16 protein-coding genes are annotated in these 21,262 nt (G+C 72.5%); 7 read left to right on the top strand and 9 right to left on the bottom strand.

Translation table 11 applies throughout. The features are described from left to right. The first annotated feature begins 72 nt into the window (after positions 1-72). A complete protein-coding gene (locus tag IEY99_RS07700) occupies positions 73-1,296 on the top strand; it encodes a PQQ-binding-like beta-propeller repeat protein (protein ID WP_189200886.1) in 1,224 nt (407 codons plus the stop codon). Here IEY99_RS07700 and IEY99_RS07695 read toward each other — a convergent pair. Genes IEY99_RS07695 through IEY99_RS07680 form a run of 4 tightly spaced genes read right to left on the bottom strand, consistent with a single transcriptional unit; the run spans position 1,293 to position 7,961 of the window. Continuing rightward, positions 1,293-2,276: a hypothetical protein gene (locus IEY99_RS07695; protein ID WP_189200884.1), complete on the bottom strand. Its 984-nt coding sequence runs from the start codon at positions 2,274-2,276 to the stop codon at positions 1,293-1,295. The genes IEY99_RS07700 and IEY99_RS07695 overlap by 4 nt on opposite strands. Continuing rightward, positions 2,273-4,252, bottom strand: a complete 1,980-nt coding sequence (locus IEY99_RS07690; protein WP_189200882.1) for a dynamin family protein — start codon at positions 4,250-4,252, stop codon at positions 2,273-2,275. Before IEY99_RS07690 ends, IEY99_RS07695 begins: the two co-directional genes overlap by 4 nt. Beyond that, the gene (locus tag IEY99_RS07685; protein ID WP_189200880.1) at positions 4,249-5,997 is read right to left on the bottom strand and encodes a P-loop NTPase family protein; all 1,749 of its coding nucleotides are present in this window, start codon (positions 5,995-5,997) and stop codon (positions 4,249-4,251) included. The genes IEY99_RS07690 and IEY99_RS07685 overlap by 4 nt, the downstream gene beginning before the upstream one ends. After that, positions 5,994-7,961, bottom strand: coding sequence for a dynamin family protein (locus tag IEY99_RS07680; protein ID WP_189200878.1), 1,968 nt, complete (start codon positions 7,959-7,961; stop codon positions 5,994-5,996). The genes IEY99_RS07685 and IEY99_RS07680 overlap by 4 nt, the downstream gene beginning before the upstream one ends. Before the next feature lie 333 nt (positions 7,962-8,294). On the opposite strand from IEY99_RS07680, the gene IEY99_RS07675 reads away from it, so the two are divergent. Beyond that, positions 8,295-9,149 (top strand): S1 family peptidase, encoded by an 855-nt coding sequence (locus IEY99_RS07675; RefSeq protein WP_189200876.1) that lies wholly within the window; start codon positions 8,295-8,297, stop codon positions 9,147-9,149. Positions 9,150-9,244: 95 nt separating this feature from the next. Here the strand turns inward: IEY99_RS07675 and IEY99_RS07670 are convergent, their stop codons facing one another. Then, positions 9,245-10,459: an FAD-dependent monooxygenase gene (locus IEY99_RS07670; RefSeq protein WP_189200874.1), complete on the bottom strand. Its 1,215-nt coding sequence runs from the start codon at positions 10,457-10,459 to the stop codon at positions 9,245-9,247. A 93-nt stretch (positions 10,460-10,552) separates the two neighbouring features. Here IEY99_RS07670 and IEY99_RS07665 point away from each other — a divergent pair, with 93 nt between their 5' ends. Beyond that, a complete protein-coding gene (locus IEY99_RS07665; protein WP_189200872.1) occupies positions 10,553-11,233 on the top strand; it encodes a TetR/AcrR family transcriptional regulator in 681 nt (226 codons plus the stop codon). Between the two features lie 13 nt (positions 11,234-11,246). Here the strand turns inward: IEY99_RS07665 and IEY99_RS07660 are convergent, their stop codons facing one another. Together IEY99_RS07660 and IEY99_RS07655 are read right to left on the bottom strand one after the other, a co-directional pair. Next, a complete protein-coding gene (locus tag IEY99_RS07660) occupies positions 11,247-12,083 on the bottom strand; it encodes a LacI family DNA-binding transcriptional regulator (protein WP_189200870.1) in 837 nt (278 codons plus the stop codon). 13 nt (positions 12,084-12,096) lie between these two features. Then, on the bottom strand, positions 12,097-13,299 hold the full coding sequence (locus IEY99_RS07655) for an ROK family transcriptional regulator (protein ID WP_189200868.1): 1,203 nt from the start codon (positions 13,297-13,299) through the stop codon (positions 12,097-12,099). Between the two features lie 171 nt (positions 13,300-13,470). Between IEY99_RS07655 and IEY99_RS07650 the strand changes: the two genes are divergently transcribed. Genes IEY99_RS07650 through IEY99_RS07635 form a run of 4 tightly spaced genes read left to right on the top strand, consistent with a single transcriptional unit; the run spans position 13,471 to position 18,945 of the window. Continuing rightward, entirely contained in the window at positions 13,471-14,784 is a 1,314-nt protein-coding gene (locus IEY99_RS07650) for an ABC transporter substrate-binding protein (RefSeq protein WP_189200866.1), read from the top strand. Continuing rightward, positions 14,781-15,650, top strand: coding sequence for a carbohydrate ABC transporter permease (locus IEY99_RS07645; RefSeq protein ID WP_229798302.1), 870 nt, complete (start codon positions 14,781-14,783; stop codon positions 15,648-15,650). Before IEY99_RS07650 ends, IEY99_RS07645 begins: the two co-directional genes overlap by 4 nt. Continuing rightward, entirely contained in the window at positions 15,647-16,468 is an 822-nt protein-coding gene (locus IEY99_RS07640; RefSeq protein WP_229798300.1) for a carbohydrate ABC transporter permease, read from the top strand. Before IEY99_RS07645 ends, IEY99_RS07640 begins: the two co-directional genes overlap by 4 nt. A 14-nt stretch (positions 16,469-16,482) precedes the next feature. Next, entirely contained in the window at positions 16,483-18,945 is a 2,463-nt protein-coding gene (locus IEY99_RS07635) for a glycoside hydrolase family 2 protein (RefSeq protein ID WP_189200862.1), read from the top strand. A 27-nt stretch (positions 18,946-18,972) separates the two neighbouring features. Here IEY99_RS07635 and IEY99_RS07630 read toward each other — a convergent pair whose 3' ends face one another. After that, entirely contained in the window at positions 18,973-19,974 is a 1,002-nt protein-coding gene (locus IEY99_RS07630) for a glycosyl hydrolase (protein WP_189200860.1), read from the bottom strand. Positions 19,975-20,365: 391 nt separating this feature from the next. Then, positions 20,366-21,166 (bottom strand): isocitrate lyase/PEP mutase family protein, encoded by an 801-nt coding sequence (locus tag IEY99_RS07625; RefSeq protein ID WP_189200858.1) that lies wholly within the window; start codon positions 21,164-21,166, stop codon positions 20,366-20,368. Between the last annotated feature and the right edge of the window lie 96 nt (positions 21,167-21,262).

Below are 21,262 nucleotides of genomic sequence, written 5' to 3'. Positions count from 1 at the left end.
GGAAGTGGTCCGGTCGGCGGACATTCCTTATTTCCCAGATTCGTCATTGAAGTCCGCTTTATCGTTCCTTTTATGCGTTTAGCCTTTATTGCGCGCCGTGCCCTACCGCAGCGGCGCCACCTCGGACTGGTGCTCGCCGCGGTGCTCGCCGCGACGAGCACTCCCACCGCCGCCGTCGCGGCGACGCCGCTGGTGTCGGTCGTCCCGGCCCGCTCGGTCGGCTTCGACGGCCTGGTCTACGCCAGCGCGTACGCCGGATCCACGGTGTACGTGGCCGGCAGCTTCCGCAACGCCATCGTGGACGGACGGTCCGTGCCGCGCAAACGCCTCGCCGCGCTGGACGCCCGTACCGGCCAGCTGCTGCCGTGGGCGCCGGCGACCAACGGCACCGTCTTCGCGATGACCGCGTTCGGGGGGTCGTTGTACGTCAGCGGCAAGTTCACCACCGTCGCCGGTCAGCCTCGCGCGGGCCTCGCCGGCATCGATCTGCAGACCGGCGCCGTCGGCTCCCTGCGGCACACGGTGACGGGCGAGGGGCGCGCGCTCGCCGTGGGTGGCGGACGGCTCTTCCTCGGCGGGGAGTTCAGCGCGGTGGACGGACGCGCGGCCCGCAACCTGGCGGCGTTCCGCCTCGCCGACGGCGCCCGGGACACCGCGTTCACCAGCGGCGCCGACAAAGAGGTGAAGGCCTTGACGGTGGCCGGCTCCCGGCTGTACGTCGGCGGCTCGTTCCACCGCCTCAACGGGGCCGACGGCACCGTCCGGCTGGCCGCGCTCCGGCTGGCCGACGGCAAGGTCGACACCACGTTCCGGCCCGCCACGCCGTACGGCGTCATGGCGCTCACCGTCGCACCGGACACGGTGTACGCGGGGCTGGCCGGCCCCGGCGGCCGGGTCGCCGCCTACCGCCCGGACGGCGGCCTGGTCTGGAGCAGCGTCACGGACGGCGACGTACAGGCGATCACCTACCTGGACGGGACCGTGTACGCCGGCGGGCACTTCACCGTCGCCTGCCCGCAGCGGTCGCGCACCGCCACCTCGTGGTGCCCGGCCGACCTGCGCACCCAGCCGAAGCTCGCGGCATGGAACGCCGGGACCGGCGCGCTGCTCGCCTGGAACCCCAAGAGCAACGGCAAGTGGGGAGTCCTCACCATGGACGCCAACCCGGCCCTGCGCCGGATCGCGGTGGGCGGCGAGTTCACCACCTTCGGCGGCGCCGACCGCCCGCACTTCGCGCAGTTCTCCGCGCCTTGTCCCTACGGATGCGGCGGCCGGTCGGGCTCTCGCGCCGGCTAGCAATGGTGGCCGGCCGGGCCGGGCCCGTCGTCGACACCGCCGTCGTGGTGTACGTGACCGATGTCGGGTGACAGGTCAGGGCCGGCGTACGGCTCGAAGTGGTGGTGCATCTCGACGTCCGCGTTCACGTGCACGTCGAGATGCACCGTCACAGTGTCGTGGGGATGGCCCGATGCGGCGGTGCCGGGCGGCGGGCCGTGCGGGGCCTGGGGCGAAGGGTCGTGGGTGAGGTCCGCGTGCACCTCGGCCCCGACCGTGGCATGGCCGCCGTATCCGACGGCGCCCCACCCGGCGACCGCCCCGAGGCCCGGTACGACGGCCCGGGAGGCGCCGCTGCGCCGGACCCGCAGCATCATCCCGGCCGTGGCCGCCGGGGCCGGCCCGGGCGGCGCCGGTGCGGGGCCCGGGCGGGGCGTGTGCAGCCACGCACTACTGCGGAAGTTCTTGCCGGGCACGGCCACCGCGGTCGCCGTGAAGTCGGCACCGTCCAGCGTGGAGTCACCCGGCCTGACCACCGCCTGGAACAGCTCGTCGGTCACGGCCAGGGCGAGATCGATCGAGTCGTCGTCCACCAGCGCCGCCCGCATCTGCGGCGAGTCGACCACCCGGCAGGCCTCGATGACCGCCTCACCCACGTACCCGTTGGCTCCGGTGGCGATGATTCCCTCGGCCAGGGCCGCCCGCAGGCGCAGCCGGCCGAAGAGGCCGCCGTCCCGGTTGGTCTCGTAGAGACCGTGCCGCAGGCCGAGAACGAGCGCGGGAACCGCGTGCGTCTCGTCCAGCCCGGGCCGCATGACGATCAGCTGCCCGTCGCCCTGCTTCTGCGGGCGCGGCCAGACGATGCCCGCTCGTGCGCACGCGTCCTGCATGACCCGGGTCAGCCGGCGCTGCGCGTCCACCTGCTCGCGGTTGCTGTGCCGGCTGTACCGCTCGATGTCGGTGACCAGGCACAGCCGGCGACGGAACCGGGGCGTGCTCACGGGATCGCCGCGAACTGGGTGATGATGTCGACCGCCCCGGCGTCGACCTCCGCGAGCCGCGCACGGTGGCCCGCGAGCCGCTGCTTCATCTCGGCCGCGCCGCCCTGGCCGCGGGTGAGCTCCTGCAGCACGTCCTCGACGTCGTGGCGTACGGCGGCCAGCTGGGCACCGAGGCTGTCGTCGATGCCGGCCCGGATCGCGTCCAGGGCCGCCTGCACCTCGACCCCGATCTTCGCCGTCTGCTCGGCCGACCCGCTGCGGATGTCGTCCGCGACCTTCTCCGCGACCTTGGCGGCCAGGTGCTCGTTCGCCTTGTCCACGCCGATGACCAGCTGGACGAACGCCGCGCCGGCCAGCACCAGGGCCAGGCCGACCGGTCCCAGGCCGACCAGCACGCCGAGCACCGCGACGCCGAGCTGGGGTCCGACGCCGAGCAGCACCTGCTTGAAACCGAACCGGGCGCCGACCAGCGCCATGCCGGGGCTCAGCAGGACGAGCGCGACGGCGCTGGCGGCCGTCCGCTCCAGGGCGGACGGCTGCGCGACCGCCGTGCCGTCCGCCGTCGCGCCCGCGGTGAAGGACAGCTTGACGTCGTCGACCCCGGCCACGAAGTGGCGCAGGCTCCCGTCGATCTCCTGCTCGAGGCGCTCCATGTGCCGCTCGAGCAGCGGCATGAGCGTGTCCTTCTGCCACGTGGCGAAGTGCTCCTGGAGCTTGGCGCCGAGCCGGTCGGCGAGCTCCTTGGTGGCCGCCTCGGTCTGCTTCCGCGCGGTGATCGGATTCGCGGTGATCTTGTGGGTGCGCTCGGCGGCACGGGCCCACCCGGCACAGGACGACGCCGCCTCGGCCAGCATCCGCTGCGCCGACGTCTCGGCCTCCATCCGGGCCTTGGCGAGTTGCTCGTCGACCAGCTGGACGATCAGCCGCCGTTCCTGCTCCAGCCGCCGCAACGGCTCCTGTGCGCGTTCGTAGCGGTCGCGCAACGTCTCGACGTTCTGGTCGAGCATCATGATCTGCCGGTCGATGGCATCCCGCGCCTCGGCCACCATCCGCTGCAGCAGGCGGGCCGGCGGCACGATCTTGACGCGGGCCCGCTGGTTGCTGAGGAAGCGCTCCAGCTCCCGCTCGAACTCCGGGATGCCGGAACCGGCCACGGCGGCGGCGTCTCCGGTCTGCCGGCCGACCAGCGCGGCCTTCGCGTTGACGAAGAACACCCGGTGCGGGCCGGCGTCCCAGTTCTGCGACAGGATCCGGCGCACCCGGTGGCGTACCCGCTCGCGCTCGTCCGGATCGTCGTCGACGAAGTTGATCCGGTTGCATACGAAGAACATGTCCTCGTGGCCCTGCGCCTTGATGTGCAGGTTGAGGAAGTCCTGCTCACTCGCCGAGAGCACGCGGGTGGCGTCCGAGACGAACACGATCGCGTCGGCGCGTCCCATGTACCCCATGGTCACCCGGCTGCGGTGCGGATGCTCGTTGAGGCCGGGGGAGTCGACCACGGTGACCCCGTTGCGGCAGAGCTCCAGCGGCCAGTCGATCTCGGCCAGGCCCCACGGGCTCTCGCTCTCCGGGTCGTTCTCGTCGATGGTGATGTAGTGGGTGAGGTCCTCGATGCGGACCGGCTTGGCGACCTCGGACCGACCGTTCGGCGCGGCGGGGTCCAGCTCGTACAGCCGGGCCGCCTTCTCCTCGCTCCACCGCACGACGCTCAACACCGCGGTCGTGGGCGTCGCGTACGCCGGCAGCACCTTGTCGCCCAGCACGGCGTTGATCGTGGTGCTCTTGCCGGTCTTGAACTCGCCGGCCACCAGCACCACGAACTCGTCGCTGCGGACCCGGTCGCGCAGCTCGTCGAACGCGGAGAGCTGCGGCAGCCGCAGGTCCCCGGCGACCTCGCCCATGACGTCCACCAGGCGCAGCAGCTCGCCGCGCACCTGGCCGACCCATTCGTAGCCGGTCTGATTCCTGCCGCTCATGCCTCGGTCCCGTCCGTCGTCAGGGTCGATTCGATCTCGTCGCGCAGCCGGGTGGCCGCATCCGCGATCTCCGTCCACCGGGTGGTCCGGTCCGCGGGCGGTGCCGCGCTCAAGGCCGCCTCGCGGTCCGCGTACCACTGCTTGCGCTGCTGCACGGCCTCGTCGACGAGCTGGTCGTAGAGGGAGCGGATCGCCTCGGCCACGCCCAGGCCGAACTCGCTCACCGCCCGGTCGACCAGCCCGGCGAGGTGGCGCTCGGCCACCCGGCGCTGGTTGTCGACCGCGCCGCGGAGCAGCACCTCGCCGAAGACGACGCCGGCCGCGGTCGCGCCCAGCGAGGCGAAGGGGAAGAATCCCGCGCTCAGGGTGCCGATGAGCAGTGCCAGGCCGAGCGGTCCCACCCGGTACGCGATCCGCCGGTTCCGCAGATCGCCCAGCTTCAGGTCGTCCGGGTCGACCTGCGGGGCGCGCAGGCTGGTCAGCGTCACGTCGAGGCCGGACGGCTCGATCCGGAACCGCTCGGCCAGCTGCCGGCGCAACCACTGCAGGTCCAGCTGGACGCCGCCGAGCAGCGACTTCTCGTACTCCTTGGCGGCCGTCGCCAGTTCCCGGCGCAACCGGTACGGCAGGTCGCGCTCCCACCAGGTCCGCGGCTCCGGATGGTGGTAGAGCTCGTACCGCAGGATCTCGGCCAGCCGCTCCCTCGTGCCCGCCAGGTGACCGCGGAAGCGGGCAGCCGCCGCGTTCTGCCGTCGCCGCAACTCGACGCGGATCTCGTCGAAGGCCAGCAACTCGTCGGTCAGCGCGAGGCGGGCCTTGGCGACGTCCTCGGCGCGGGTGTCGGCGTCGAGCGTGGCGGCGTCCGCCGCCGTGGTGGCCAGGTCGGCCAGGCCGCCCATGACCCGGGCGAGTTGCGCGCTGAGCTGTTCGGTACGCAGCCGTACCCGATCGCCGTGGCGTGCGTTCGCGGTCAGCCAGCTCGCCACGGGACCGGCGCCGTGCCCGTCCCGCAGATCCGGTCCGGGAAGAACCGCCAGCCGCGGCGAGATTCCCGCGGCGCGGCTGGTGACGTACGCGAGCACCTGGTCGCGCTCGTCGGCCTCCACCTGGTCGAGCCGGCTGAGCACCAGGGCGATGAGCGGGATGTCGGCGGCCAGCACGAACTCGCGCAGGAAGCGGGTCTCGGTCAGGCTCAGGGCGGCGGTGGCGGACAGCACCATCAGCGTCGCGTCGGCGCCGCGGACCGCCGTCCGCACGCTGGCCGGCACGTCCGGGTCGGCGTCGTTGCAGCCGGGCGTGTCCAGCAGTTCGACGTCGAGGCCGGTCAGCAGGGCGTGCGGCGTGCCGCGGCGCACCACGCTGCCCTCGTCCGGCGGCCGTTCGCGCAGCGACGCCCAGGCCGCCGCGGTGGCGGGGCCGGTCTCGGCCGCGCCGTCCCGCCGGACCTCCAGCCAGTCCGTGGTGTCCCCGACCACCAGGACCGGGACCGGCGAGTCCGCGGCGACGACGTCCCCGCCCAGGAGCTGGTTGACCAATGTGGTCTTGCCGCGGCCGCGTTCGCCGGCCACCACGACGCGGAACGCCGGGCGGGTGGTGTGCCGCTGGATGGCGTTCAGGTCGTCGGCCACCCCGGCGAGGGCGGAGCCGTCCGTCAGGCGCCGGGCCCGCGCCAGCCAGGCGCCCAACGCGGCGGCGCTCACCGTGCCGTCGGGGGTCCCGGTCGCGGTTGCTGTCTTCTCGGTCATGACGTCATCGCCCTTCGCGGCTCGGACGGGATGGTGGTGGGGCGGTGGCGGCCCGGGGCGGAGGGCGCCGGGCCGCCGGTGGCCAGGCGCACGCGCTCCGCCTCCAGCCGGGCGCGGTGCGTGGCCGTTTCCGTCCTCGCGCGCTCCAGCTGCTCCGCACGCCGCCGCAGTTCCTCCCGGCGGCGGTGCTGATCGCTGCGGATGCGGTCGACCGTCTGCCGATAGCTGTCCCGGTACCAGCCGAGGTGATCGCGCAGGGCCAGCTCGGCGCGGTGCGCGGTCTTGGCCACGGCGGCGTCGAGCTGGGTGGCGGCCTGGGCGAACACCGCCTCGGTGGTGGTCACCGCGCTGGTCGTCGCCTCGGCTCGTACCTCGGCCAGGTCGCGGGAGAAGACGGCGCCGGCCACCAGGCCGAGGAACCCGCCGATGACCGTGCCGACGCCCGGCACGATCATCGTGCCGATGGCGGCGCCGGACGCCGCACCCCATCCGAAGGCCATCTTGTCGCGGCTCCGGTCGGCGGTGGCCACGGCGACGGCGGCGCCGAACGTCTCGGTCAGCACGAGCTGATCCGGCGAGATCCGGGTGACCGGTGGCGCGGCCGCCCGCGGCCGGCCGGCCCGCTCCAGCCGGTGGTACTCGCGGTCGAACGCGGTCTGGACGACGCCGGTCGCGGTGCGCAGGCCGTCGGCGAAGATCGGCCGTGCCTCCCCGGCGATCCGGCCGGCCAGCGCGTCGAGCTGCGTGCGGACGAGCTGCGGTACGGTGCCGCGCAGCGCGTCCTCCAGGGCGGAGGTGTTCGGGCAGCCGGCGATCGCCGAGCGCACCTCGGCCCGCGTCCGGCTCAGCGCGGCGGCGTGCACCTTGTGGCTGGCCGCCCGGGCGGCCGACGCGGCTTCGCGCAGCGCCCGGGAGGCGGCCTTGTGGTGCCTGCGCAGGAAGTCGTCGAGATCCGCGATCTGGGCAGCGTCCAGGGCGGACTCCTGCCGGCGCGCCTGCGCCCGGTCCTCGGTCAGTCCGTCGTCGAGCCCGGACAGCAGGTCGTCGAGCAGACGCAGGGCGGTATCGGCGACGGCCGCCGGGCGGCGCTCGCCCACGGTCACCGCGAGCCAGTCGGCGAGTGCGTCGAACTGGGGGGCCCATTCCGCCTGCGCGGCACTGAGCGGCACGCCGCGGCGGAGACGGACCACCGCCCCGGGTGCGCCGAACGCGACGGCGGGCTCCGCCACCCCGAGCGCCGTGCGGACCCGCTGCACGGCGTCGGCCCGCACGCGGTCGTGGTCCTCGGCGTCCACCTCGTCCATCCGGGTGACGACGAAGACGCACCGGCCGAGCAGGTGCGGATCCAGGGCGCCGACCAGGAAGGAGCTCAGCGAGGCGGGCACCAGGGTACGGGCGTTCAGCACGACCACCGCCGCGTCCGCGTCGAGAACGGCGCGCCGGGCGGTCTCGGAGTGCCCGGCGTCGTCGTTGGTTCCCGGCGTGTCGACGATGACCAGCCCCTGGCGCAGCACCGGCGCGCCGTGGTCGAGCTCCACGGCGGTGACCCGGGAGGCCAGGTCGTCGCCGGTGGTGAGCCGCCGCAGCGTCTCCCGGATCGCGCCGTCCGCGACGTCGGCCGGGTTCGACGACCATTGCGTGCCGTCGCGGAACCGGGCACGGACCACCGGCCGCGGTCCATAGGAGATCCGCACGGCCGCCGTCGTCGTCGGTACGGCCGAGGCGGGGAACAGTTCCTCGCCGAGCAGGGCGTTGACGAATGTCGTCTTGCCGCTGGAGAACTCGCCGATGACGGCCAGCCGCAGCCGCGGGTCCGCCAGTCTGTCGTGGACCTGCGCGATCCGGCCCCGCCAGACGTCCCGCCGCTCGTCACCCGGCGGGAAGAGGTCGATCAGGCGGTGTGCAAGGTCGAGATGCTCGCCGAGCCCATGGGCAGCGGGCGGCACCCGGACGCCGTTGGTCACGGCTGGTACCTCCGCGTCGCTGTCGAGAAGGTGCGATGGACGCCAATGAGCTGAGTGGAGCAGCGGCACGGAACCGGCCGCAAGAGGCGCGGAACGCGGCGAGCTCTCCGACCGTGGAATCGAGCCGGGCAGGCCCCCGGCGTGCTCGATCGGCGCCGGACGGGGCCTGAAGTGGTGAGGCCGGGATGCCGTACGGACGACCCCCGGAGAGTCCGCCGGTCGCACGGATGATTTACATAAACCGATATCGATGTCAGGATCGTGGCACCGAGATCATGTGGTGCCCGCACAGTCGTCGATCCGGCCGCGGCACCCAGCAGAAGGGACCTCCCGATGCGCCTACGTCGTGCGCTCGTCCTCGGCGCCGCCTCCCTCGCGGCCGCCGGCAGCCTGCTCGCCGGCACCGCCCCCGCTCACGCCGCCCCCGCTGAAGCCGCCCCGGCGCTGGCCGCCCGCGCCGTCACGCTGGCGTCGACCATCAAGCTGAGCAACTGCTCCGCCGCCCTGGTCCGGTACCCGAACTCCGTCAGCTCCGACCGGGCGATGATGCTCACCAACGGGCACTGCTACGAGCGCGGCTTCATCCCGGCCGGACAGGTGGTGCAGAACCGGGCCAGCAGCCGCTCCGGCACGCTGCTCGACAGCACCGGCGGTGCCCTGGGTACGCTCCGCGCCGACCGCGTGCTGTACGCGACGATGACCGGCACAGACGTCACCCTGTACCGGCTGACCAGCACGTACGCCTCGATCCAGAGCCGCTACGGCGCGACCGCGCTGACCCTGTCGAGCACCCGGCCGGCCCCCGGTAGCTCGATGACCATCCCGTCCAGCTACTGGAAGCGGATCTGGAACTGCAAGGTCGACACCTTCGTCGACACGCTGCGCGAGGACCAGTGGACGTGGCGGGACTCGATCCGCTACGACTCCGCGTGCGACACCATTCACGGCACCTCCGGGTCCCCGATCGTGGACGACAGCACGGGACGCATCGTCGGGATCAACAACACCGGCAACGACGACGGCGAGATGTGCACGCTGAACAACCCCTGCGAGGTCGCCGCCGACGGGACCACCCGGGCCTACCAGGGCCAGAGCTACGGCCAGCAGACCTACTGGTTCACCACCTGCCTGACCAGCAGCCGGGCGATCGACCTGAACCTGCCGGGCTGCCTGCTCACCAAGCCGTAGCCGAACAAGCCGTAGCCGAAGAGGCAGGCCGCGGCTCCCGCGCCCGGCGGGCCACCGCCCGCCGGGCCCGTCGCGGGTCGGGGCCGGACGATCGCCTAGCGGCCGGACGGGCCGGTGGCATCGAGGTCTCCACCCACCTGCCGATAGTCCGGCAATGCGATGCTCTCGGTCCGGTTCCGGGCGATCCGCAGCGTCATGTCCATCGCCCACCTTCGGTTGAGCAGTGCGTTGCGTGCCCGCGCCGTCCACGCACGCCGGGGGGCCAGGAACTTCCCGGCGCCGTCGCCGCTCTTCTGGCACCGGCGTGCGAGACCGCTCAGCAGCGCCTCGTAGCGCGGATACGCCACGGTGTGGTCGCCCTTGGCCCGAGCGAGCTCGCCGGCCAGGATGTACGCGCCGAGCACCGCCGTGCCGGTGCCCATCCCGCCGAGCGTGGCGCCGGCGGCGGCGTCACCCACCAGCGCGACCCTTCCTCGCGACCAGGCCGGCAGGTCCACCCGGCAGATCGCGTCGAAGTACAGGTCGGTGGCGTCGGGCAGCGCGTCCAGCAGCCGCGGTACCTCCCAGCCGAGCCCGGCGAAGCGCTCGTGAACGATGGCCCGCTGCGCGTCGAGGTCGTGCCGGTCGTAGTCCAGCGGCGGTGAGGCGAACATGACGAAGGCGAGCGCCCGGTGCGGGTCCCGGTGGTCGCCGCCCACGCTCGCCATGAGCCCGGGCGCGTTGTGCAGCAGCGAGTCCCGCCCGGCTCGGGAGTGGCCGGCCACGCTCCAGGTGGCGACGTAGTAGCCGAGGTGGCGTACGAAGTCCGCCTCCGGACCGAAGGCCAGGCGCCGAACCTGCGAGTGCACCCCGTCCGCCCCGACGACGAGGTCGAACGTGCGGGCGGCGCCGCTCGCGAAGGTGACCCGCACGCCGTCGGCGGTGTCGGTCAGGGCGGTCACGCTGTCGCCGAAGATGTACTCCGTCGCGTCGCGGCTGTGCTCGTACAGCACCCGGGACAGCTCGCCGCGCAACACCTCGAGATCCCCGCCGGCGAAGTCGGCGGGCAGCTCCATCAGCCGCCGGCCCTGTGCGTCGACGAAGCGCATCGCGGTGCCACCGGTCTGTATCGCCCGTAGTGGGCCCAGCACGCCCATGCGCTCCAGCACCGTCAGGTGGTTCTCGCCGCGGAAGTCGACCGCGTTGCCCCCGGGGCGCAGCCCCGGAGCGATCTCGACCACGGTGGGCCGGAAGCCGTACCGGCCGAGCCAATGTGCCAGGGCGGGGCCGGCCACGCTGGCGCCTGAGATGAGCACGGTCCTGTTCCGCATGCGCCGGTCTCCAAACTGTGTCCGCCGGAAGCTGTTCAGATTTGTGTACGGTAGAAGCAGTTCTGCCCGACCGCAACCCCCGCGGAGTGCCCGATGTCGATGGAACTGCTCTGGGGCGGCCGCGCACGGCCCAGCCGCGGGCCCAGGCCGACGCTGGACCTGGCCGGCCTCGCCGAGGCGGGGGTAGCCCTCGCCGACGCCGAAGGGCTCGCCGCGGTCTCGATGCAGCGGGTGGCCGCCGCGCTCGGCGTCACCAAGATGGCGCTCTACCGGTACGTTCCCGGCAAGGCAGAGCTCGTCGCCCTGATGCTCGAGCGTGCGATCGGCGCACCGCCCCGGCTGGACCCCGGCGACTGGCGCACCGGGCTGGCCCGATGGTCGCGCGCGCTGCTCGACGCCTATCTGCGCCACCCGTGGGTGCTCGACGCCACGGTGGGCCCGCGTCCTCTCGGCCCGCACGAGCTGACCTGGATGGAGGCGGGCCTGCGGCTGCTCGCCGGCACGGGGCTGCGCGGCGCCGAGCGGCTCGACACCCTCGCCGCGCTCGCCGCGCAGGCCCGCTCGATCGCCGACCAGGCGCGTGCCGGCGCCGACCCCGAGGCGCAGTTGACCAGCGTCATCGCGACGGTGCTGCGCGAGCACGGGGAACGGTTCCCCGCGCTCGCCGCGGCCGTCGCCGAGTCCACCGACGACGAGCGCGAGCAGGCGTTCGAGTTCGGGTTGGAGCGCATCCTCGACGGTCTGGCCGCCCTGATGCACCGGCGAGCCCCGTGAGGGCGTACGACGCCTACCGGGTGCTGTCGCGCACGACGATGTGGGCCCGGGGGGCCTCGTAGACGTCGGCGGGGGCTCCGCGCATCGCGTCCAGCAGCGCGCCGGCCGCCAGTTCGCCGATGCGGCCGACGTCGTGGCTCATCGCGGAGAGGGCCGGCACGGCGAGCTGGCACTGGGCGGAGTCGTCCCAGGCCACCACGGAGACGTCGGCCGGGACCCGCAGGTCGTGATCCGTGATGGTCTCCAGGCCGCCGAGCGCCATGACGTCGTTGTCGTAGACGATCGCGGTGGGCCGCACCGGATGCGCGGCCAGCACCTGCGCGGTGGCCGCGCGCCCGGAATCCTGTGAGTAGTCGCCCTCGGCGGTGACGAGGGTCAGGCCGCGGTCGGCGGCCTCGGCCTCGAAGCCGCCGCGGCGCAGCTGGGTGTGGGCGAACCCGAGCGGTCCGCAGACGTGGCCCAGCACGGTGTGCCCGCGGTCGGCGAGGAACCGGACCGCCTCGCGGGCGAATCCCGCGTCGTCGGTCCAGACCGTGGGCAGCCCGGACGCGGTCGACGGGTCGCCGATCACGACGGCCGGCATGCCCAGTCCGCGCACCAGGCCGACGCGGTCGTCGTCCGGGCTGAGGTCGACCAGGATTACGCCGCCGACCTGCCGCCGGGCGGACCACCGCTCGTAGGTGGCGGTCTCGGCGGCGCGATCGGTGACGACCTTGACCAGCACCGACAGGCCCGCGGGCGTCAGCACGCGTTCCAGTCCCTCGAGGAACTCGTGGTAGTAGGGCTCCTCCCCGAGGACCTGGGAAGCCCGGGTCAGCACGAGACCGATCCGCCCTGGCGCCTGAGTCACCGCATTCTCCGCATCAGATGGTGGACAGGTACGGTAGCGCCTGCCCGGGCGTGTGGCCGGGAGCGACGGACGCCTGGACCACCAGCACCGCCGCGCCGATGCCGGCCGCGTCGCGGGGCTGGGCGGAGAGCTCGACGGACACGGTGTGCCGCCGCCGGGAGCGCGCCGTACGGCCCAGGTGGGTGCGCAGCCGGCGGGCGAAGATCGATCCGGCGAGCGCGACCCCCGGTCCGGTGAGCACCAGGCGGCCGAGGTCCAGCAGGTTCACCACCGACGTCGCGGCGACGCCCAGCCGGGCGGCGGCCTGGTCCAGCACCTGGTAGGCGTCCGGGTCGCCGTGGACGGCGGCCCGCGCGATCGCGTCGTAGGCGTCGGACTCGCTGCCGTCCAGCGGCAGCCGGGCCCGCAGCGCCGCGTTCTCCCGGGCGGCCGCCACCGCCGCCCGGGTCGAGGCGTACTGCTCCACGCAGCCCCGGTTGCCGCACGGGCACGGGCGTCCGTCGTGGTCGATGGAGACGTGGCCGAGCTCGCCGGCGCCGAAGCTCGCGCCGCGGAACAACGCTCCACCGAAGACGAAGCCGGCGCCGATCCCGCTGGACAGGTAGATGCACCCGAACGCCTGTTCGCGCGAGACCCGGCGGCTCCAGAACTCCCCGAGCGCGGCGGCCGCCGCGTCGTTCTCGGTCAGCACCGGCACGCCGATCCGCTCCGCGAGCTCGGCGCGCACCCCGGCCGGATCGGCGCCGGGTTCCCCGGATCCCGGTACGGCGGACGGCGCGACGATCGCCAGCCCCTCGACCCGGCCGCGGGGGAGGTCGAGGCCCGCCGTGAAGTCGTCGAACCGCTCGGCCAGCCGGTCCACCCGCCACGCCTCGTCCGGCGGCCGGGGGACGACCTCGCGGCCGACCACGCCGCCGGTGAGGTCGATGGCGATGCAGGTGACCGTCTGCGGGCCGAGGTGGAAGCCGATGCCGAACCGGCTGCCGGGGTTGATGGCGATGAGCTTGCGCCGTCTGCCGTGGGTCGAGTCGACCGAGCCGATCTCGTGGATGATGCCGTCCGCGATGAGGTCCCGGACGATGTTCGAGATCGACGGCTGGGTGAGGCCGGTCAGCTGGGCGAGCTCGCCCCGGCTGATGGTCACCGCGGAACGGACGACGTCGACGATGAGGGCGCGGCTGCCCGGCCCGGCCGCGGGCGATTCTCGACGTGCCATGACCGACACCGTACCCGTCGGCGGGCACGCCTCTCACCAGCGGCTCGGCGTCGCACGCATCAAATAAATTAGTAATCTAACCTTGACAGCGCCGTGACGCCGGTCTCATGCTGAGCGCTCCAGCGGGCGGTCGGCATCCACCCCCGTCGAACCGGCAGGACGGACATCGTCATGATCAACAAGAGATCCCTCGCGGGCGCCGTCGCGACCGTGGCGCTCGGCCTGGTGACCGGGTGCACCGGGGGAGCGGCGGAGGAGGGCCCGGGGAGCGGCGACTTCTCCGGCGAGGTGAAGGGCGCCATCACGGTCCTGACGAACAGGACGGACCTGGTGAAGACCACACTGCCGCAGTACGCCGGCAAGTTCGAGGCGAAGTATCCCGGCACCAAGGTCACGTTCGAGGCGGTGACCAACTACGAGCGCGACGTCACGACCCAGCTCGGCTCCGGCGACTACGGTGACGTGCTGCTGATCCCGAACACCGTGGCCGTCGACCAGCTGTCTCAGTTCTTCGCGCCGCTGGGCACCGTCGACGAGCTCAGGACCGAGTACCGGTTCGTCGACGAGAAGGCGTACGACGGCCGGGTGTACGGCCTCTCCCTGGGCGGCGTCGCCAACGGCCTCGTGGTCAACAAGCGGATCTGGGCCCAGGCCGGGATCACCGAGCCCCCGGCGACGCCGGAGGCGTTCCTGGCCGGGCTGCGGGCGATCGCCGACCGGACCGGCGCGATCCCGTACTACACAAACTACCAGGACGGCTGGCCGCTGAGCATGTGGAACAACCAGCGGGCCATCCTCGGCGATCCCCGGATCACCGAGGACTTCCCGGCCGACCCCAGTCCGTGGCAGCCGGGCAAGGTCCAGTACATCACCGACGGCCTGCTCTTCGACATCGTGCGCGGGGGGCTCAGCGAGAAGGACCCGCTGACCACGAACTGGGAGGGCGCCAAGCCGATGATCGCCACCGGCAAGATCGCCACCATGCTGCTCGGCTCCTGGGCCGTCCCGCAGATGAGGGACGCCGCCACGGCGGTCGAGGCGGACCCCGGGGACATCACGTTCTGGCCGTTCCCGTACCAGGCCTCCGGCCGGTTCCACGCCCGCATCGAGGGCGACTACAAGGCGGCGGTCAGCCGGAACTCCCGGAACAAGGCGACCGCCCGGGCCTGGCTGGACTGGTTCGTCCGCGAGTCCGGCTTCGCCGCGGACCAGCAGGCCATCCCGCCCACGCTCGACCAGCCGCTGCCCGCCACCCTGCAGGCCTTCACCGCCACCGGCGTCGAGCTGCTCGAGATCCCGGAGGCCACCACCCACGCCGGCAAGGAGGACGAGATCATCCGGGAGTCCGAGATCGACCTCGAGGGCGACATCTACCGGCAGAAGCTGGTCGACATCGCCCGCGGGGCGGCCGAGGGCGACAAGGGCTCGTACTTCGCCGAGCTCAACAAGCGGTGGGGCGCCGCCCAGGCCCGGGTCATGAGGTGATCGCTCGCCTCCGGCGCGGCCCGTGGCCGTACCTCGCGCCCGCGGTCGTTCTCCTGATCACCTTCACGTACGTGCCGGTCGGCAACATGCTGTTCTACAGCTTCCACAAGTGGGACGGCCTGGACCCGACCATGGACCCGGTGGGCTGGGACAACTACGTCCGGGTCTTCACCGAGGAGCGGTACCGGCGGGTCTTTCTGGTCAGCCTCTACTACTTCGCCGCGTCGTTCGCGCAGATCGCGATCGCCCTGTACTTCGCGGTCGTCCTGTCGTTCCCCGTGCGGTTGCGCAACCTGTTCAAAGGCATCCTCTTCTTCCCGTACCTGCTGAACGGCGTCGCGGTCGGTTTCGTCTTCCTCTATCTGTTCCAGCCCGACGGCACACTCGACACGGTGCTGCGGCTGATCGGACTGGGCGAGCACACCAGGCTGTGGCTCGGTGACCCGGACATGGCGAACGTCTCGCTCGCCGCCACGTCGGTCTGGCGGTTCACCGGGCTCAACTTCGTGCTGTTCCTGGGCGCGATCCAGTCCATCCCCGGCGAGATCTACGAAGCCGCGGAGATCGACGGCGCCAACCGGTGGCACCAGTTCCGGCACATCATCGCCCCGGGGATCCGGCGCATCATCAGCCTGTCCTTCATCCTGGCGGTCTCCGGCAGCCTCTCGGTGTTCGAGATCCCGTTCATCATGACCGGCGGCGCGAACGACACCCGGACCTTCGTCGTCCAGGCGTACGAGACGGCCTTCCAGTTCCGGCAGATCGGCCTGGCCTCGGCCATGGCGGTGGTGCTGCTCGTGGTGGTCCTCGTCGTCACCTGGATCCAGCGGCGGCTCCTGCCCGACGAGGAGGTCACGCTGTCGTGAGCACCCTCGCGCGCGTCGCCAAGTACGCCTCACTCGTGGTCGCGTCGGCCGTGGTCCTCGTCCCGCTCGTGGTGGTCCTCTTCGCCTCGTTCAAGACCCACGCGGAATACCGGACCACCGGTCCGCTCACGCCTCCGCGGAACTGGCTCAACGTCGGCAACTTCGTCACCGCCTGGACCGACGGGGACATGCTGCGCGGCTTCTGGAACACCACGGTCATCCTCGTGGCGTCGCTCGCCGGCACCGTCCTGGTCGGCACGCTGGCGGCGTACGCCATCAGCCGTTTCGCCTTTCCCCTCAAGCGTGCGGTCCTCGGACTCTTCCTGGTCGCCGCGCTCGTGCCCGGCGTCACGACCCAGGTGGCGACCTATCGGATCGTCAAGTCGATGGGCCTGGTCAACACCCCGTGGTCGGCCATCGTGCTGTTCCTGGGCACCGACATCGTGTCCATCTACATCTTCATCCAGTTCATGCAGTCGATCCCCCGGAGCCTGGACGAGGCCGCGATGCTCGACGGCGCCGGCCGGTTCACCGTCTACCGAAAAATCGTGCTGCCGCTGATGAAGCCGGCCATCGCCACTGTGGTCATCATCAAGGGGATCGCCGTCTACAACGAGTTCTACATCCCGTTCCTCTACCTGCGATCCGAGGACCTGAACGTCATCTCGACCGCGCTGTTCCGCTTCAAGGGACCGTACGGCGCCCAGTGGGAGACGATCGCCGCCTGCACCATGATCGTCATCCTGCCCACCGTCGTGCTCTTCCTGCTGCTGCAGCGCTTCGTCTACCGCGGCATCACCGCCGGAGCCACCAAGTGAGAAAGGACGTTCCCATGCGGCAGGTCCAGGATCTCGGCGGGGCGTGGGAGCTGCGGGTCGACGCCCACGGCGCGCCGGCGGAGCAGGCCCGGGCGCTGGCCGGTGTCACCGTGCCGGCGCTCGTCCCGGGATGCGTGCACACCGACCTGATGAGCGACGGGCGGCTCGAGGATCCGTTCCACGACGACAACGAGACCGCGGTCGCGTGGGTCGGGCGCACCGGCTGGCGGTACCGCCGCGCGGTGGCCTGGAACGGGCCGGCGCACGAGCGCGTCGACCTGGTGTTCGAGGGGCTCGACACGGTGGCGGCCGTCGAGCTGGACGGCGTCGCCCTCGGCGCGACCCGCAACATGCACCGCAGCTACCGGTACGACGTCACGGCGCTCGTCGACGCCGTCCCGCGCCCGCTCACCGTGCGCTTCGCGTCGGCGTACACCGAGACGGCGCGGGTCCGCGAGCTGCTCGGGCCGCGACCCGGCGCGTACCCCGAGCCGTACAACCTGATCCGCAAGATGGCCTGTGGTTTCGGCTGGGACTGGGGTCCGGCGCTGGTCACCGCGGGCATCTGGCGGCCGGTGCGGCTGGAGGGCTGGAGCACGGCGCGGCTGGCCGTCGTCCGTCCACTGGCGACGTACGACACCAGGGGCCGGCTGGAGGTGACCGTCGACGTGGAGCGCACCCGGGAACGCGACCTGCGTGCCCGCGTCCTGCTCGACGGGCGGGAGCTCGCCGATCTGGATCTGCCGGGTGACTCGACGACCGCGCACGCGGTCGTCGACGCCGGCGAGGTGACGCCCTGGCATCCGCGCGGATACGGTGAACCGCAGCTGTACGACCTGACCGTCGAGCTGCGCGACGGTGACCGGGTGCTCGACCGGTGGGAGCGGCGCACCGGATTCCGTACCGTGAGGATCGACCGGTCCGCCGACGCGGCCGGGCACCGGTTCGTCTTCCACGTCAACGGCGAGCCCGTGCTGGTCAAGGGCGTGAACTGGATCCCGGACGACATCTTCCCGGCCCGGATGACCCGGCAACGCTACGAGCGGCGGCTGCGCGAGGCGGCCGACGCCGGCGTCAACCTGGTCCGGGTGTGGGGCGGCGGGATCTACGAGGACCGGGCCTTCTACGAGGTCTGCGACGAGCTGGGGCTGATGGTCTGGCAGGACTTCCTGTTCGCCTGCGCCTGCTATCCCGAGGAGGAGCCGCTCTACTCCGAAGTGGTCGCCGAGGCGCGGGAGAACGTGCTCCGCCTCGCGCCGCACCCCAGCCTCGTGACGTGGTGCGGCACCAACGAGAACCTGTGGCTGCGCGAACCGTCCGGCTGGCCCGACCAGCCCGGTGGCGAGTCGAGCTGGGGTGAGAGGTACTACCTGGAGACGCTGCCGGCCGTCGTCGCGGAGCTGGACCCGTCCCGGCCGTACCAGGCGGGCAGCCCCTGGTCGGGCAGCTGGGAGCATCCGCCGAACGACCCGGACCACCACACCCACCACTCCTGGGAGGTGTGGAACCGGCGGGACTACCTCCACTACCGTGACTCGGCGCCGCGGTTCGTCGCGGAGTTCGGCTGGCAGGCGCCACCGGCGTGGACCACCTTGCGCGACGCGGTGTCCGACGATCCGTTGCTGCCGGACTCCCCGGGCGTGCTCCACCACCAGAAGGCCGAGGACGGCAACGGCAAGCTGGCCCGCGGCCTGGCCGCGCACTTCCCGGCGCCGGCGAGCACCGAGGCCTGGCACTATCTCACCCAGCTCAACCAGGTACGGGCGATCCGCACCGGCGTCGAGCACTGGCGCGCACACTGGCCGCACACCGGCGGCACGATCCTCTGGCAGCTCAACGACCTGTGGCCGGTCACCTCGTGGGCGGCGATCGACGGCGCGGGACGGCACAAGCCCCTCTACTTCGCCCTCCGCGAGCTGTACGCCGAGCGGGCCGTCACGATCCAGCCCCGCGACGGCGGTCTCGTGGTGGCCGTGCTCAACGACCACGCCGCCGACTGGACCGCCACCCTGCTCGTCGAGCGCCAGGACGCGGCCGGCGCGGTGCGGGCCACCGCGGCCGAGCGGGTGTCCGTGCCGGCCCGGTCGGTGGCGCTGGTGCCGGTGCCCGCCGCGGTCGCCGGCCTGGCGGTCACCGAGCTGGTGGTCGCCCGGCTCGGCGGTGCCCGCGCCCTGTGGTTCGCGGCCGGGGGCCGGGACCTCCCGGACGGGGATCCGGGGCTCACCGTCCGCGTCGAGACCGTTCCCGGCGGGCTCGACGTCCACGTCCACGCGGCCCGCCTCGCGCGCGACGTCCTGCTCCAGGCCGACCGGGTGCACCCGGAGGCGGTGGTCGACCGGGGCTTCGTCACCCTCCTGGCCGGCGAGTCCACGGTGTACCGCCTCCGCGCCCCGGTGGAGCTGGACGCCGGGCTCGTCAAGGCGCCCTGGGTGCTCTCCGACCTGTTTTCCGTGCTGCGCACGAGGCCGCCCGGATGACATCCGGACGGCCCCGCGGAGGGCGGGTCAGCCTCCGATGCGGACCTCGCCGCGGTTCAGGACCCGGGGATGGAAGTACGCGGCCTGGATCTCGGCGTTGGAGTTGCTGCCGCGCAGCTGCTCCGACCAGACCATGAAATAGCTCCACCGCGGCTGGCCGGTGAGCAGGGCGTCGTCCGGCACCCGGCCCATCTCGGCGATCGCGATCGGCTTGCCGGCCGCGATCGACTGGATCTGCTCGTAGTCGGAGGCGGACGGGTGGTCCTGGTACCAGGCGTCCAGGGAGACGATGTCCACATAGGCGCTGCCGGGGTAGTACGACACCCACCCGCCGGCCGGATTGTCCTGGACGTTCCACACCCAGACGAGGTTGTCGAGCCCCTGGCTGTCGAAGTAGTCGCGCATCTGCTGGTAGATCTTGGCGCCGCCGTTCGCGCCGGGCCGCGCGCCCCACCAGTTCCAGCTCTCGTTCATCTCGTGGAACGGCCGCCAGAGCACCGGGACGCCGGCGTCCCGCAGCTGCCGCAGGAAGGGCACGACCGCCGCCATGCGGCTGCGCCAGACGGAGTTGAGATAGGTGCCGCCGGTGACGATCTCCTGGAACTGCGCGGAGGAGATCTGCGTCTTCACCCCACCCTCGAACTCGCACGTGGCGCCGACGGTCGGTGAGCAGGCGTGCCAGGTGAGCGCGACCAGCGAGCCGGCCGACCACTGGGCTCTGGCCTCGTCGACCACGCGCTGCCGGTCGGCGACGTCCTCGGCCCGGAACATCATGTCGCCGCCCCACAGCCCGGGCCACTGGCCGGTGACGTCGAAGGCCTGCTGGCTGTACTGCCGGGGTGCGGCCGCCGGTTCCTTGTTGTGCTGGCCGGACACGATGGACGTCCCGGTGATCGACCGCAGGTAGCTGATCACGGTCGACCTGGGGGTGGGCGGGAACGCCTCGGCCCGGGTGGCGGTGTGGACCATGCCGGCGCCGAGCAGCACCAGCGTGGTGCCGGCAGCCCAGGCAGGGCGGGGGATCTTCATCGAGGACCTCCGTGGGGGACGGACTTCCGGGGATGCGGGCTCAGCATGCGACCGTCCACTCCACCCTGTCAAGCTTAGATTAATAATTTAAGTGCCACCTCCTCGCGGCTCGCCGATGCAACCCGCCGGCGCCGGTGGCGACGGCCTCACCCCGTCCGGCGTCCGCGGCCCGGTTCCTCGAAAAGAGATGGACGCCACATGAGTGGCGGCGGGAGCGGGGGGATGGGCAGGCTGTGCAGCAACGTCGGCAAGCCGGAAACAGCTCGAGAAAGCGTTGAAGAATGCGCCGACGTCACGCGGACGGCATGTCTGAACGGCGGCCGGTGGCCGCCGCCGGCGCAAGGGCGAGGCCTCCGGAGATGTCATCGCATGTACGCCGGCGTGGCCTGCCTCAGGCGCTCCGGCCGAAGGCGTTCTCGATCTCTTCCCCGGAGAGGGCGCCGGCCCGGAACGTCGTGGTTCCCGCCTCCAGCAGTTCCCGGGCGGCGTCCCGCAGCGCCCCGTAGGCGGCCCAGGCCAGCGCGCCGCCGGTCGAGACCCGCCGGACGCCGAGCCTGGCCAGCTCCGCGACGTCGGGGGTGTCCGCCATCGCCAGCACGTTGACCGGGGCGGTCACCGAGTCCACCAGCCGGGCGATGTCGGCGGAGGTGCGTACGCCGGGCGCGTACACCACGTCGGCACCCGCGGCCTCGTAGGCGCGGAGCCGGCGGATCGTGTCCTCCAGATCGTCGTGGCCGTACAGGTGGTTCTCGGCGCGGGCCGTCAGCACCACGCCGTGCCGGGCGCAGGCCCGGGCCGCTGCCGCGACGCGCTCGGCGGCTGCCGGCACGGTCTCGATGCGCCCGGTCGCCGGGTCGTAGTCCTCGATCGAGATGCCGGCGGCGCCGGCGTCGGCCAGCATGTCGACCGTCTCCGCGATGCCGGCCGGGGTGTCCGCGAAGCAGCGCTCGGCGTCGACGTTGAGGGGAACCGACACCGCGGCGGTGACCGCCGCGACGTGTGCGACGAGTTCGGCGCGGGTGACCTGCTGGTCGAGCTTGCCCAGGCTGGCGGCGAGGCCGGAGGACGTGGTGGCCAGCGCCGGGAATCCCAGCCCCTGCAGGAGCCGGGCGGAGCCGGTGTCCCAGGGGTTCGGCAGCAGGAAGGTGCCGGACTCGTGCAGCAGGCGGAAGCGATCGCGAAGGCCGTTCATGGCGCTCAGCCTGGCACAGGGCGGCTCGGAGCCGGCAGCCGGTGGTCAGCTGCGGGCCCGCTCAGGTGCCCGCAGCTGACCGGGAGACCGGTAGGG

It is taken from the genome of Couchioplanes azureus (assembly GCF_014648355.1).
Classification (GTDB): Bacteria; Actinomycetota; Actinomycetes; order Mycobacteriales; family Micromonosporaceae; genus Actinoplanes; species Actinoplanes azureus.
The sequence above is the reverse complement of the archived record's forward strand: the minus strand, read 5'-3'. Positions and strand labels throughout refer to the sequence as shown.

Excerpts from the sequence above, each read along its gene's own strand:
- IEY99_RS07700 (WP_189200886.1), top strand. The coding sequence starts at position 73 with ATGCGTTTAGCCTTTATTGCGCGCCGTGCCCTACCGCAGCGGCGCCAC.
- IEY99_RS07690 (WP_189200882.1), bottom strand. The coding sequence starts at position 4,252 with ATGAGCGGCAGGAATCAGACCGGCTACGAATGGGTCGGCCAGGTGCGC.
- IEY99_RS07685 (WP_189200880.1), bottom strand. The coding sequence starts at position 5,997 with ATGACCGAGAAGACAGCAACCGCGACCGGGACCCCCGACGGCACGGTG.
- IEY99_RS07675 (WP_189200876.1), top strand. The coding sequence starts at position 8,295 with ATGCGCCTACGTCGTGCGCTCGTCCTCGGCGCCGCCTCCCTCGCGGCC.
- IEY99_RS07670 (WP_189200874.1), bottom strand. The coding sequence starts at position 10,459 with ATGCGGAACAGGACCGTGCTCATCTCAGGCGCCAGCGTGGCCGGCCCC.
- IEY99_RS07665 (WP_189200872.1), top strand. The coding sequence starts at position 10,553 with ATGTCGATGGAACTGCTCTGGGGCGGCCGCGCACGGCCCAGCCGCGGG.
- IEY99_RS07655 (WP_189200868.1), bottom strand. The coding sequence starts at position 13,299 with ATGGCACGTCGAGAATCGCCCGCGGCCGGGCCGGGCAGCCGCGCCCTC.
- IEY99_RS07650 (WP_189200866.1), top strand. The coding sequence starts at position 13,471 with ATGATCAACAAGAGATCCCTCGCGGGCGCCGTCGCGACCGTGGCGCTC.
- IEY99_RS07635 (WP_189200862.1), top strand. The coding sequence starts at position 16,483 with ATGCGGCAGGTCCAGGATCTCGGCGGGGCGTGGGAGCTGCGGGTCGAC.
- IEY99_RS07630 (WP_189200860.1), bottom strand. The coding sequence starts at position 19,974 with ATGAAGATCCCCCGCCCTGCCTGGGCTGCCGGCACCACGCTGGTGCTG.
- IEY99_RS07625 (WP_189200858.1), bottom strand. The coding sequence starts at position 21,166 with ATGAACGGCCTTCGCGATCGCTTCCGCCTGCTGCACGAGTCCGGCACC.